General features: G+C 71.7%; 8 protein-coding genes and 3 tRNA genes. 5 read left to right on the forward strand and 6 right to left on the reverse strand.

From position 1 onward, the window contains the following. Positions 1–1,043 (reverse strand): sugar ABC transporter ATP-binding protein (locus AB0B90_RS26490; protein ID WP_362925315.1); only part of this gene is annotated, 1,043 nt, incomplete at its 3' end. A 220-nt stretch (positions 1,044–1,263) separates the two neighbouring features. Next, a complete protein-coding gene (locus tag AB0B90_RS26495) occupies positions 1,264–2,577 on the reverse strand; it encodes an ROK family transcriptional regulator (protein WP_350949030.1) in 1,314 nt (437 codons plus the stop codon). Between the two features lie 243 nt (positions 2,578–2,820). Between AB0B90_RS26495 and AB0B90_RS26500 the strand changes: the two genes are divergently transcribed. Beyond that, a complete protein-coding gene (locus tag AB0B90_RS26500; protein ID WP_350949031.1) occupies positions 2,821–4,092 on the forward strand; it encodes an ROK family transcriptional regulator in 1,272 nt (423 codons plus the stop codon). 40 nt (positions 4,093–4,132) lie between these two features. Beyond that, positions 4,133–4,636, forward strand: coding sequence for an NUDIX domain-containing protein (locus tag AB0B90_RS26505; protein ID WP_350949032.1), 504 nt, complete (start codon positions 4,133–4,135; stop codon positions 4,634–4,636). 49 nt (positions 4,637–4,685) lie between these two features. On the opposite strand, the gene AB0B90_RS26510 is transcribed toward AB0B90_RS26505, so the two are convergent. From AB0B90_RS26510 to AB0B90_RS26520, 3 genes are all read right to left on the reverse strand, one after another. Beyond that, positions 4,686–4,758, reverse strand: a tRNA-Leu gene (locus tag AB0B90_RS26510). 165 nt (positions 4,759–4,923) lie between these two features. Continuing rightward, positions 4,924–4,996 (reverse strand) — tRNA-Pro (locus AB0B90_RS26515). 120 nt (positions 4,997–5,116) lie between these two features. Then, positions 5,117–5,188: transfer RNA gene (locus AB0B90_RS26520), tRNA-Gly, on the reverse strand. A 706-nt stretch (positions 5,189–5,894) separates the two neighbouring features. On the opposite strand from AB0B90_RS26520, the gene AB0B90_RS26525 reads away from it, so the two are divergent. Further along, a complete protein-coding gene (locus AB0B90_RS26525) occupies positions 5,895–6,866 on the forward strand; it encodes an alpha/beta hydrolase (RefSeq protein ID WP_350949033.1) in 972 nt (323 codons plus the stop codon). A gap of 25 nt (positions 6,867–6,891) precedes the next feature. Here AB0B90_RS26525 and AB0B90_RS26530 read toward each other — a convergent pair whose 3' ends face one another. Then, positions 6,892–8,208, reverse strand: coding sequence for an FAD-binding oxidoreductase (locus AB0B90_RS26530; protein ID WP_350949034.1), 1,317 nt, complete (start codon positions 8,206–8,208; stop codon positions 6,892–6,894). 220 nt (positions 8,209–8,428) lie between these two features. Between AB0B90_RS26530 and AB0B90_RS26535 the strand changes: the two genes are divergently transcribed. Together AB0B90_RS26535 and AB0B90_RS26540 are read left to right on the forward strand one after the other, a co-directional pair. Beyond that, a complete protein-coding gene (locus tag AB0B90_RS26535) occupies positions 8,429–9,694 on the forward strand; it encodes a glycosyltransferase family 4 protein (RefSeq protein ID WP_362925319.1) in 1,266 nt (421 codons plus the stop codon). Positions 9,695–9,941: 247 nt separating this feature from the next. Next, positions 9,942–13,481 (forward strand): BTAD domain-containing putative transcriptional regulator, encoded by a 3,540-nt coding sequence (locus AB0B90_RS26540; RefSeq protein WP_362925321.1) that lies wholly within the window; start codon positions 9,942–9,944, stop codon positions 13,479–13,481. Positions 13,482–13,483 lie beyond the last annotated feature (2 nt).

Raw genomic sequence — 13,483 nt, forward strand, 5'->3', positions numbered from 1 at the left:
TCCTCGGGCGCCAACCCCATGCCCAGCCGCACCGCACCGGTCGTGCCACCGCCCCGGCGCACCACCTTGCCCTCCAGCATCACCTGCCCGGAGAAACGCCGCGCCCCGTACACCGCCTCGATGATCTCCGAACGGCCCGAGCCGACCAGACCGGCCAGCCCCACGATCTCCCCCGCCCGCACCGAGAACGACACATCGGAGACACGGCCGGGAATGCTCAGCTCGCTGACCCGCAGCACCTCCGCCTTGCCGTCGTGGGCGCCGGAGGCGGGACGCTCGGGGAAGACGTACTCGACGTTGCGGCCGGTCATCAGCGAGACCACCTTCGAGGTCGGCGTCTCCTTGGCCGGCAGGCCCACCGCGACCGTGCGACCGTCCTTCAGCACCGTCACCCGATCCCCGATCTCGCGGATCTCCTCCAGCCGATGCGAGATGTAGACCACCGCCACCCCCTGCGAGGTCAGCTCCCGGATGATCCGGAACAGGTTGCCCACCTCGTCATGGGCAAGCGCCGCCGACGGCTCGTCCATGATGATCAACCGGGTGTCGTGCGACAACGCCCGCGCCATGCTCACCACCTGCTTGGCCGCCGGAGACAACCGCCCCACCTCCAGCGACGGGCGGATCTCCGCGTGCCCCAGCCGCGCCAGCAACTCCCGCGTCGCCCGCGCCGACTCCCCCCGGCTCACGAACCCCAGCCGGGCCGGCTCATGCCCCAAGAACACGTTCTCGGCCACACTCAGCCCGTCCACCAGGTCGAGCTCCTGATAGATCGTGGAGATCCCGAGCCTGATCGCCGCGATCGGGCTCGACAGCCGCACCTCCTCGCCGTTCAGCGTGATCGTCCCCTCGTCGGGCTGGTGGGCACCGGCCAGGGTCTTGATCAGAGTGGACTTCCCGGCACCGTTCTGGCCGAGCAGACAGTGCACCTCGCCGGCACGGACCTCCAGGTCGACGCCGTCCAGGGCGCGCACTCCGGGGAACTGCTTGACGATCCCTCGCATTACGAGGAGGGGTGCCGAGTCGGTTGACGGCTCGGGCATGGGGGGCCTCCGTGGATCTTTACGACTGAATCTCGATGGGGACTTCGCTGGGAACTCGATAGAAGGGGACGATTGGGATCCCGCCCGTCCGGCCGGGCCGGACAGCACCAGCGTGGCGCCGCCGAGGTCGGCGTGAACGACGGCGTCACGAATCCGGTTCTCCAACCGGACGGACGGGATGTTCGTGGGGGCGATACCGGGTCTCACGAGATATGGCGTCTCATTCGCGCTCCTTCTCGGGTGCCGGTGCCGCCAGGCGGACGTCGATGGCAGTGGGGTTGGAGAGCACCCTCTCCGTGACGATCCCGGCGGCGCCGCGCGAGGCGGCGCCGAAGCCGAGATCGGAGGCGACGAATTCGCAGCGGGCGGCGGATCCCTCCACGCCCAGCCGCTTCAACTCCGCCTGCGCCACCGGGATGAGCCGGTCGGCGAGCTTGGCGAAGTAGCCGCCGATGACGATGACGCGCGGGTTGAAGAGGTTGACCAGGGTGGCCGATCCCCGCCCGAGCCAGCGTCCCACCTCGCCGATGGCCAGGTCGACCCGGGGGTCACCCGCGGCCCACCGCAGCTCGATCTCGGCCAGCCGCTCCTCCGGGTCGCGCATCACCCCGTCGTGCATGCCGTAGGCGTGGTCGGGGGTGGCCATCCGGACCAGCGCGGCCAGGCCGACCTTCGTCTCCCAGCAGCCGATCCGGCCGCAGCCGCAGCGCTCGCCCGAGGGGTCGACCATGACATGGCCCACCTCTCCCGCGAAGCCGTCGGCGCCGCTCAGCAGGCGTCCTCCGGAGATCACGCCGCCGCCGATGCCGACCTCGCCGGTGAGATAGACGAGATCGGACGTACCGGAGGCGATTCCGCCGGTGAACTCGGCGAGGGCCGCCAGGTTGGCGTCGTTGTCCACGCTGATCGGTACGTTCGGGGGAACTCCGGCGCGTACCAGCCACTCCGCCACCGGGACGCCGTACCAGCCGAGGTTGGGGGCGACGTCCACGGTGCCGGTGGCGGTGTCGACGAGACCGGGAACGGCCACGGTGATTCCGGCGACCTTGACCTCCAGGAGGTCGAGTTCGGCCATGGCCTCCCCGATCACCCGGGCCAACTCCGTCAGGGAACGCTCGGAGTCGCAGCCCATCGCGTCGAAGCTCACCCGCCGGTCGATCAGCACCCTGCCGCCCAGATCGGTGGCGAAGGCGGCGATGTAGTCGACGTTCACCTCAAGGCCGAGGGCTCCGACCCCCGCCCCGTCCAGCGCGAGGGCGAGCCCGGGGCGGCCGACGGCACCGGCGTGCTGGGGCCCGATCTCCTTGAGGAGGCCTCGGGCCTGCAGCTCGCTGACGAGGCTGGTGACCGTGGTCTTGTTCAGGCCGGTCTCCATGGCGACGACCGACCTGGACCGCGGACCGTACTCGCTGACGTGACGCAGCACCAGGGACAGGTTGGACCGGCGCACGGTGGCCTGGTCGGCGGGTGTACCGGCCGACCTGTTCGAGCTCGTCGAACCGCCGTTGCGACTGCCGGTCCAGCTACGGTGCACGTCACTCCCCTCAATTAATTTGCATGACTGGCCGAATTAAAGGCTCAGTCCAGGTTGGGGCGCAAGGTCCGAAACGTTTCGATCTGCGTAACGTTTTCGTAACACGGTCGCGCGTTTACGCGTGTACGTCACACGAACGACAGATACCGAGTCGTTACCGTCCCCCCCGGTGCGCGACAGGACACCTGTGTGTTACAAATCCAATTAATTTCTATCCGAGACAAATAAAAGCCAGGTGGCCGTGTGACCCAGGAGCAGCACCAGGCCCGCACGGTGGGCGGCACGCCTCAGGCCGCGGGTCCCGCCCTGCTCCGCAGGACGAACCTCTCCCTGGTCCTGCGCCACCTGCGCGAGCACGGGTCCACCTCCCGGTCCGACATCGCGGAGGCCACGGGCCTGCACCGGGCCACCGTCTCCAACCTGATGGTCGAGCTCCTCGACCGGCGGCTCGTCCAGGAGGTGGGCGTCGACCACGCCGGCACGGTCGGCCGCCCCCGGCGGGCGGTGGCGCTGCACGGCGCGCACATCGGTGCCCTCGGCCTGGAGATCAACGTCGACTACGTCGCCGTCCACGGCGTCGACCTCGGCGGCAACGTCCTGGTCGACCGCCGCCTGGGCTTCGACGCGGCGGGCAGCGGCGCCAGCCGCTCGCTTCGCGAACTCGGCCTGACGGCCCGCGAGGCCATCGAGGAGATGGCGCGCGCCGGGGCCGCGCCGGCGGGCATCGGAGTGGCGGTCCCCGGCCTGGTCGACGTCGACCACGGGGTGGTCGCCTTCGCCCCCAACCTCGACTGGCACGACGTGCCGCTCGCCGCCCGGCTCTCCTCCGCCCTCGGCCCGCTGCGCGTGCCGGTCACGGTCGACAACGACGCGAACCTCGCCGCTCTGGCCGAATACACCTCGGGAGTCGCCGCCGGTACGGCCGACATGGTCTACCTCACCGGCGAGGTCGGCGTGGGCGGCGGCATCGTCGTGAACGGCAGGCTGCTGCGCGGAGCGGACGGCTTCTCCGGCGAGGTCGGGCACCTGCCGGTCGACCCGAGCGGCGGGCGCTGCGGCTGCGGGCGGTTCGGCTGCTGGGAGACGAAGGTGGGCCTGGCCGCGCTGGTGCGCATGGCGACCCCCGAGCGGGCGTACGGGCTGGAAACGGTCCCGGTGCCCGATCCCGAGGAGCGGGTGGCCGAGATCGCCCGCGACCTGGCCGCCGGCGACCAGCAGACGCTGGTCGCGGTCGCGGAGGTCGGCCGCTGGCTCGGGCTCGGCGGCTCGATCCTGGTCAACCTCTTCAACCCGCGCGTGATCGTCGTAGGCGGTTACTTCGCCACCCTGGCCGCATGGCTGCTCCCCTTCGCCCAGGCGGAGCTGGAGCGTCTGGTCGTCGCCGGCCCCGCGGCCCGCTGTCGTTTCATCGCCTCCGACCACGGCTTCGGCGCCGCCTCCCGGGGCGCCGCGAACGTGGTGATCAACCAGATCGTCAACGACCCGGCCGCGATCATGCCGCCCGCCGGAGCCTGACAGCCCCGGCGGGCGGGCGGTCTCTTCTACGATCGAGGACGTGACCGCCCCGATCTCACGTCCCAGTGCCCGGATCCTGCTGGTCGACGCCGACGAGCGCCTCCTGCTGTTCCGCTGCCCGGCCCCCGCGCAGTGGCCCGCCGAGCACTGCTGGATCACCCCTGGCGGAGGGGTGCACGACGGCGAGACACTGACCGCCGCCGCGGTCCGCGAGATACGCGAGGAGACAGGGCTGGAGATCACGGAAGAACGCCTGGGGCCCGTCGTGGCCCGCTCCTCCGGCCTCACCTGGTTCGGAGACGTCCGGATCGCCGCGATCGACTCGTTCTTCTTCCTGCGTGTCGGCGAACACGCCGTCGACGTCTCGGGACAGGAGGAACTGGAGCGTTCGCTGATCTCGGCGCACCGCTGGTGGACCCGTCACGATCTCCTCACCACCGATGAGACGATCTTCCCCCTCAACCTTGGAGCCCTGTTGTCCGATCTCCTGGACGGAGACCTCCCCGCCGAACCCGTCCCGCTGCCCTGGCACCACGACGAGTAGTCCCCTGCCGACGGTGACGGGCGGGTGTGCCCGCCCGTCACCGTGTACGTGCCGCCCCGGGGATTCGAACCCCGAACCTCCGGTTCCTGAAACCGGCGCCTCTGCCGTTGGGCCAGAGCGGCCGGGCGTGCCGTACGCACGCCGATGTCACCGATGTCACCGATGTCACTGTGTCGCCTGTGTCGCCTGACCGTTCTCGCTCGACGTCCCGGAGCACTGCGCGTGGTGAGTGGTCGCGCCTCAGATCGTCGCGTCCGGGGTCGCCTTCGCTGGAAGTCACCGCTTCGTCGGAACGGCAGGGCTCGAACCTGCGGCCTTCCGGTCCCTGACCGGATGCTCTTCCTGCTGAGCTACGCTCCGTCACGCGTCCGGTCCGGTTGGCGTGGGCCGTACCGGACGCGCCGCGGGCCTGCGAACCGGGCGGGGGTCGCCACTCCCGTCGCCGAGTCCCAGTCCCATGCCCTTCTCCTGCCAGGGCAGAGCCGCAGCGGGGGTTCGAACCCCGTCCTGCCGGGTGGAAACCGGCTGCCTTACCGATTCGGCCTCTGCGGCGTGTCTTCCGAGATGAATCCTTTCCCCTTCCCACGAGAAGGCGTGAAAGCGTTAAACGTGCTGCGCCGTGAATTTATGGAGAGCGGGGAAACCGGCTTCCGCGCACGCTGGTCGAAGCAGCCTCCCATGGTTCAGGAAATGAAGAAGCCGCCTGGACCGATGTCTTGGGCGGCTCGGCGGTTTCCCTCGCAAGGACTAGCCGCCTGCCCCCTCGGGAGCCGGAGCACTGTCATTGAGCAGCGAAAACATCTCAAGGCTTCCCTGCCGCACCGATGACGCGCCGTACTTCATCGTCGATCCTTTCCGAGGTGCGGAGCGGATGCCCCGGCCTTTTCTCCATTGAAGTACAAAGGCGGCCTTCGATGCCAGTGGTTTTATCCGCGCTTTCCTCCCCCGAGGTTTTCGACGGCCGTTTTCCGCGGCTCGCGGAGAATTCGTCGTTCGTCGCGCGCCGGGCTTGCCGGGCCCGTACTCGCGTTCTTTCCGCCGCGAATCCGGGTGGCCCGATCCGTCCCGCCGATGCCCGGCCGCCCGAACGTCACCTCCTCACCGGGCTCCCACCGCGTGGGTGGCAGGCCGCGGAGCCGGGTGACGGCCTCTCGTCGCGACCACCTCGCGGTTGTGCGGCTGCGCGGGATCCCGTGTGATCGATGAGAGAGCCGATCGCGTGAACCGGCGTCCCTCGTCTTCTGGTTAGGTGAGCGACATGGCACTTCACCCCAATCTCGATCCCGGACTGGCCGCCGCCCTCGAGGCGAGTCCCCTGCCCGCCGCCGATTTCGGCGCCATGCGACTGGAGGACCTGCCCGACGTCCGTCTCCAGCTGGACGCGGCGCGTGCGGCGATGCCCCCGCTCGCTCCGGACGAGCGAGTCGTGATCGAGGACCGGACCGTACCCGGCCCCGAGGGCGATCCCGACATCCGGTTGCGGATCTACCGGCCCGCCGGGCAGGAGGGCGCCGTCCCCTGCCTGTACTGGATCCACGGCGGCGGGATGATCCTCGGCGACGTGGAGACGGAGGACGCGCGCCTCAACGAATACGTCGCGGCGCTGGGATGCGTGATCGTCTCGGTCGACTATCGACTCGCGCCGGAGAACCCGGACCCGGCTCCGGTCGAGGACTGCTACGCGGGTCTGCTGTGGACCGCCAAGAACTCCGCCGAGCTGGGCATCGACCCTGAGCGCCTCGCGGTGGGCGGGGTCAGCGCGGGAGGCGGGCTCGCCGCGGGCACCGTGCTGCTGGCACGCGACCGCGGCGGCCCGGCCCTCGCGTTCCAGCTCCTGATCTGCCCGATGCTGGACGACCGCAACACCACTCCTTCCAGCCACGAGTTCGTCGAGGCGGTCGTGTGGAACCGGTCGGCGAACCTCTTCGGATGGAGGGCACTGCTCGGCGAGCGATCGGGCGGCGACGATGTCTCCCCGTACGCGGCCCCGGCGAGGGCGACCGACCTGTCGGGGCTGCCCCCCGCGTACATCGACGTCGGCGAGCTGGAGGTCTTCAGGGACGAGTGCTTCGACTACGCCCTGCGGCTGGTGCGGGCGGGTGTCTCCACCGAGTTCCACCTCTACCCGGGGGCCTTCCACGGCTTCGACGGGATAATCCCCGAGGCGGAGATCAGCCGCAGGGCCGCCGCCGAACGGGTGGTCGCGCTACGCCGGGCCCTGCTGCGCTGACCGGGCCGGGGATCGAACGTCCCGCTCAGCGCAGCACCGGGTAGTTGGCGCGGATGAGGCCGTGCGGGTCGCGGGAGCGCTTGAGGTCGCGCAGCCGGGCCAGCACGTCGACGGGGAACGCGGCCGTGGCCCGCTCACCGGGACTCAGCGAGGTGTAGGGCTTGCGTCCGCTGCTCCACGGGACCAGGTCCGCTGAGATCTCGTCCTGGCGGGCCCGTACGGCGGTGGCCGCCTCGGGTGAGGGGGCGAGGCCCAGCATGGCCAGCATGTAGGGCTCGGCCAAGTGGCCGCAGGCACCACCGTTCGCGGCCGGGCGGGACAGGGCGCCGCCGAGGTGGCGGATCTGCACGCTCAGCAGCGGAGCGATCGGCGCGGTGAGCAGCGTCGCCACGACCTCGTCGGCCAGGTCGGTCAGCAGCTCTCCCCGGTTCACCCCCGCTCCGGGGGCGGTGGGCTCGGCGCAGACGGAGTCCAGCTCGGCCACCCGCAGCGGGCCCCTGCTGTCCGAGATCACTCCGTCGATCTTGTCCAGGCGGCGCAGCAGGTCCTGGGCCTCCCCCGTCTCTCCCAGGAACGTCGCGTCCACGGCGACCATGGGCGCCGCTCCGGGAAAGTGCAGCAGATCGAACCAGACGCTCAGCTCGTCGGGGGCGTCGGCGGTGATCTCCCGGAACGCCTGGAGCACCAGCGGGGCGCTCTCACCGGGCCACATGACGCGTCCCCCGTACAGGTGCGGCGCCGGGTGCAGGTCGAACTCGACGGCGGTCACCACGGCGAAGTCGCCGCCGCCTCCTCGCAGCGCCCAGAACAGCTCGGCGTCGGACTCGGCGCTGACCGTGGCCCGCACGCCGTCGGCGCCGACCACGTCGAAGGCGCGCACGCTGTCGGCGGCGAAGCCGTGGCGGCGGCCGAACCAGCTCAGGCCCCCACCCAGGGTGTAGCCCACCACGCTGGGGCCCGAGGAACTGCCTGCCAGCCCGGTCAGCCCGTGTGGTCCGGCGACGGCGAGCACCTCGCCCCACCTCACCCCCGCCCCGACCCGCGCGGTGCGCTGCCGCGGCCGTACGTCCACCCCGCCCAGCCGCCCGGTGCGCAGCAGGATCACTCCCTCCACGTCGCCGCTCGCGCCGTGCCCCAAGGGCTGGGCGGTCACGCACAGCCCGGCGAGGCGCGCCCAGGTGACCAGCGCGGCCACGTCGTCGGCGTCCTCCGCCTCGACCACCGCCGCCACCGGCTGGTCGACCGCGAGGTTCCACGCCCGCCTGGCCTGCTCGAACCCCTCGTCTCCCGCCGCCAGCACCGGCCCCCTGACCGCGCGCCGCAGATCGTCCCCGATCGTCATGATCGCCTCTCCCCTTTCACCGTTACCGATCCCCACTGTCGAACGAGTCGGCTGAGATCGAGCTGAGGTCGAGTTGAGATCCGGGATCCGCTCGCACCCGAGCGGATCCCGTGCAACCTTCCGTCTCGTCGCAGCGTCTATAGGGGTCAAAGCGGGGCATGCGCCACGGGGAGAGACAGGCGTGTGAGCCCGGAAGCCTGCGAGAAGGGGACCCCCACAGGTGCGTGCACTGACGGGCAAGGCCAAGAAGGCGATCTACCGGCTGTTCGAGGCGAGGAACCGAAGGCGTGAACGGACCGCGCCACCCCCGTCCACACACCAGATCAAGATCCTGATCCTGCACGCGTACGGCATGGGCGGCACCATCAGAACGGTCTTCAACCTGGCCGGCTACCTGGCCTCGACCGGACACGACGTGGAGATCGTCTCCATCCTCAAGGAGGCGGAGGAACCGTTCTTCCCCATCGACCCGAGGGTGAGGTTCCGCTTCCTCGACGACAGGCTGGTCCCGCCGACCGGCCTGCGCGGCCGGCTGTCGAAGATGCCGAGCAGGCTCATCCCGCCGCAGGAGGCCGCCTACCACCGCTTCAACGTGTGGACCGACCTGCGACTGGCCCGCTGGATCCGCTCGGTCGACACCGGCGTCGTCATCGCCACCAGACCCGGGCTCAACCTGGCCCTCGCCCAGCTGGCCCTGCCGAGCGTCATCACCATCGGCCAGGAGCACGTGGCCCTGCGGGGACAGTCACAGGAGGTACAGAAAGTCATCAGACGGCGTTACCGCAGGTTCGACGCCCTCGTCACCCTCACCAAGGCCGACATGCGCGACTACCGCGCGACGCTGCGGCGAAAGCCCCGGAAGCTGGCGAGGATTCCCAACGCCGTACCGCCCATGACCGGCGGGATCTCCAAGCTGGAGGACAAGGTCGTGGTCGCCGTCGGCCGCATGACCAAGCTCAAGGGGTTCCACCGCCTCATCGCCGCGTGGGAGACCGTGGCGGCCGCCCATCCCGACTGGACCCTGCGCATCTTCGGCGCGGGACCGCAGGAGGACAACCTGCGCACCCAGATCGCCGAGGCGGGACTGCAGGGGAGGGTCGAGCTGCCCGGTCCCACCTCCGACATCGGCGCCGAGTTGGAGAAGGCTTCGATCTTCGTACTCAGCTCCCGCCACGAGGGCTTCCCCATGACGATCCTCGAGGCGATGGCCAAAGGGCTGGCGATCGTGAGCTTCAACAGCCCGCACGGCCCCAAGGAGATGATCACTGACGAGGTCGACGGGCTGCTGGTCACGCCGCGCACCGAGGCCAACCTCGCCGCCGCCCTCAGCCGCGTCATCGAGGACGGGAAACTGCGTCGCCGGCTGGCCGAAGGCGCTCTGGCGACCGCCGTCACCTACGACGTGGAGTCGGTCGGCGCCAAGTGGGACGCCCTTTTAGCGGAGTTACTGGCCCGCCGAGACGGCACCTACGAACGGCCCTCCTGAGTCTTCGACCGATACGGTGCGGCTCGGATGCTCCTGGACTCGGCACGGCGGACGGCCGCACCGTTCCCGGCCTCCTCGGCACCGGGTACCCCGAGACCTGGTCGACATCACGCTCGGAGCCTTCCCTCCCCGGCGGGCCTGGGGAAGAGCGGAACGGCTCACTGCCTCTCGGGGCCGTGGGGCCCGCCGGTCACCGGATCCACCGGCCACGAAATTGACGGTGGGAGAACGTAGGCTTCCGGCTGCCATGAAGAAAGAGGACCCACCGACGCACCTGACCTTCCGGCTGCTGGGCCCGCTGGAGGTCACCGATGAGACCGGTCACCCACTCGACCTCGGCACCAGGAAGCAGCGTGCCCTGGTGACGATGCTGGCGCTGGAGCCTGGCAGGGTGGTCTCGCTGGACGGCCTGATCGACAGGCTGTGGGCGGGCGAGCCGCCCTCCGCCGCGACGAGGACCCTGCAGTCCTACATCGCGCACCTGCGCAGGGTGCTGGAGCCCGGCCGCAGGCCGCGCACCCCGCCGAGGGTGCTGCTCACCCGCGAGCCGGGATACCTGCTGGCCGTCGCCCCCGGTCAGGTCGACCTGGCGCGCTTCGCCGCGGGCGCCGAGGAAGGCAGCAGGGCACTGGCGCGCGGCGACCACCGGGAGGCACTCCGGGTGCTGGAGGAGACGCTGGCGCTGTGGCGAGGTGAGCCGCTGGGCGAGTTCGCCGATCAGGAGTTCGTCCGGCCCGTCCTCACGCGGCTGCGCGAGCTGCGGGCCACCGCCGTGGAGGACGGATTCGAGGCACGGCTGGCGCTGGGCGAGAGCGGCGCGTGCGTGCCGGACCTGGAGGCCCTGGTCGAGGCCCACCCCTACCGGGAGCGGCTCTGGGAGCTGCTGGTGCCGGCGCTGTATCGGAGCGGCAGGCAGGCCGACGCGCTCGCCGCGCTACGCCGGGTCCGTGCCCTGCTCGCCGACGACCTCGGCATCCAGCCGGGGCCGCGGCTGCGGCGCCTGGAGCGGGCGGTGTTCGAGCAGGCCGTCGAGCTGGAGACCTCCGGCCTCGCTCCCGGCCCGTCTCCGGGTGCGGACCCGGTGCCGTCTCCCGCCGCGCTCGTCCCGCCCGCACCGGCCCGCGCCGCGACGGGAGACGGGAGCGGTGACCTCGTGACCGCCGAGACCCTGGTCGCCAGGGATGCGCAGCTGCGCCTGGTCGCCGAGCGGCTGGCCTTGGCGAGGCGCGGGGAGGGCGGGGTGGTGCTGGTGACCGGGGAGGCCGGGATCGGCAAGACCCGGCTCGCGCGGGCCGCGGCCGACGAGGCCGCCGGGCGGGGTTTCCGGGTGGCCTGGGGGCGCTGCGTCGACGGCGCGGCCCCCGCGTTCCGGCCCTGGATCCAGGTGTTGCGCGAGTGCGGCGGGACGAACCCGTTCCACGGCGAGGCGACGTCACCGGTCCGCGGCCCGAGCCCCGAACCCGGCCCGGACCGTCCGGGCCCTGAGCCTCGCCCGGCCCTTCCGAGTTCCGGACCCGGTCCGGGCAGCGCGGGCTCCGATGCTCCCCTCTGTCTCGATTCCGGCCCCGGTCCCGACGGTGATGTCTCCGCGGGCTCCGATGCTCCCCCCGGTCTCGATCCCGACGCCGCCCTGTTCGAGTTGTACGAGCGGGTGACGGCGACGCTGACCTCCACCGGCGGCCCGCTCCTGGTGGTGCTGGAGGACCTGCACTGGGCCGACGCCTCCTCGCTGCGGCTGCTCACCTTCGTCGCGGGCGAGCTGGCCCGCCACCCGGTGCTGGTGATGGCGACGCTGCGTCCCGAACCGGGCGACCACCCCGCGCAGCTGCGCGACACCCTCGGCGCGTTGTCCGGGGAGCCGGGGACCACGCACCTGGAGCCGTCCCCGTTTCGCGCGAAGGACGTGTCGTCCTATCTGCGTCTGCGGCGGATCCCCGACGATCCCCTGCTGGTCGACGTGCTGCTGGAGCGGAGCGGCGGCAACCCCTTCTACCTGGGCGAGCTGCTGCGGCTGCGCGAGGGCGAAGGTGAGCACTGCCTGGTGGCGGGACTGCCCGCCGGAGCACGTGACGTCATCGAGCGCCGGGCGGCGAGGCTTCCCGAGGAGACGCGGGAGCTGCTGCGGGCTGCGGCGGTCACCGGGCGCGAGGTGGACATCGACGTGCTCGAAGCCGTCACGGGCATCCCCGCCGAGCGGGTGATGGCCCTGCTGGAACCGGCGGTGGCGAGCGGGCTGCTGGCCGAGCCGCCCGGCGGCCCCGACTACCGTTTCTCCCACGCCCTGGTGCGCGACGCGCTGCTCGCCGGGCTCGGCCGCCTGGCGCGGGCCCGGCTGCACCTGCGTACGGGCGAGTGCCTGGAGGCCAGGCCGAGCGCCGAGCCCGCCACCCTGGCCCATCACTTCGCCTCGGCCGCCAGGGTCGGCGGCGCGTCCAAGGCGGTGGAGTACGCCTCCCGCGCGGCCCGGCGGGCCACGGCCCAGCTCGCGTACACCGAGGCCGTCGAGCTGTGGGAGCTGGCTTTGAACTCACTGCCCGCCGACGGCGGCCGTGGCGACGACGGCAGGTCCAGGTGCGCGTTGCTGACGGAGCTGGGACAGGCTCGCCGTACGGTCGGTGACGCCGTGGCGGCCCGCCGGGACCTGGAGGAGGCGATCGAGCTCGCCCTGCGGCTTGGCGACAGGGAGGCCCTGATCTCCGCGATCACCGTCTCCGGCGGACTCGCCCTGTGGTTGTGGCGCCCCTACGGGGTGGTCGACACCGCGATGGTCGCCGTGCTCGAGGACCTGCTGGCCGGGCCGCTCGACGACCGCGACCGGGCCGCGCTGCTGGGCACCCTCGCCGTCGAGCTGCACTACGGCCCGCGTCGCGCCGAGAGCGAGCGGCACGCGGCGCGAGCCGTGGAGATCGCCCGCGGTCTGGACGACCCCGCGCTGCTGGCGCGGACCCTGAACAACTACCTGCTCGCCTGCTGGGTGCCGGGCCGCAACCCCGAACGGCTGCGGGCCGCGAAGGAGATGCTGTCCCTGCCGCACCTGCCGCGCGCCACCGAGTTGGTGGCCCGGGTCTTCCGGATGGCCTGCCTGATGCGCGCCGGCGACCTGACCGGCTGGGATCTCGATCTGGCCCGCTGCGAACGGCTGGTCGAGGAGGTACGCCGCCCCGAGCTGGAGGCCATGGTCCGCATCGCCCAGACCGCCAGGTGCACCCTCGAAGGCCGTTGGGCGGACGCGGAGTCGCTCGTCACCCGTTTCGGGAAGATGGGCTACGGCTCAAGCGTCTGGGGGCAGGAGTTCCGGCTGCTGCTCACGATGTTCACCTGCGACCGGGGGCGCGGCCGGGTCGCGGAGACCCTCGACGGGCTGCTCGCCTCGGCGGAGGACCCGTCGCTGGTGCCGCTGCGCCCGATCGCGGTGCTGGCCGCCCTCGACTCCGGCCGTCCGGATCTCGCCCGCGAGCTGGTCGCCCGCTGGGGCACCGAGGTCGCGGACGACTGGATCGCCGACTTCCTCATCCCCGTCTGGGGCCTGGTCGCCGCCGGGCTCGGCGTCCCCGACCCCGAGGAGCTGTACGACAGGCTCGCCCCGCACGGCGACCAGCTGATCGTCGCCGGGACGGGCAGCACGGCGTGGGGCTCCACCCACCTGGTCCTCGCCGAGCTGGCGGCGCGGCTGGGCCGCGCCGGCCGGGCTCGTGAGCACGCCCGCGAGGCGGTCGAGACGCACCGGCGGCTCGGCCTCTCCCACCTGGAGGAGCGGAGCCTGCGATTGCTGGCCCGCCTGAGCTGATC

Origin of the sequence: Streptosporangium sp. NPDC049078 (genome assembly GCF_040648855.1) — a bacterium.
Taxonomy (GTDB): Bacteria; Actinomycetota; Actinomycetes; order Streptosporangiales; family Streptosporangiaceae; genus Streptosporangium.

Bases quoted from the DNA above. Each gene is read 5' to 3' on its own strand.
- AB0B90_RS26525 (WP_350949033.1), top strand. From the start codon at position 5,895: ATGGCACTTCACCCCAATCTCGATCCCGGACTGGCCGCCGCCCTCGAG.
- AB0B90_RS26530 (WP_350949034.1), bottom strand. From the start codon at position 8,208: ATGACGATCGGGGACGATCTGCGGCGCGCGGTCAGGGGGCCGGTGCTG.
- AB0B90_RS26540 (WP_362925321.1), top strand. From the start codon at position 9,942: ATGAAGAAAGAGGACCCACCGACGCACCTGACCTTCCGGCTGCTGGGC.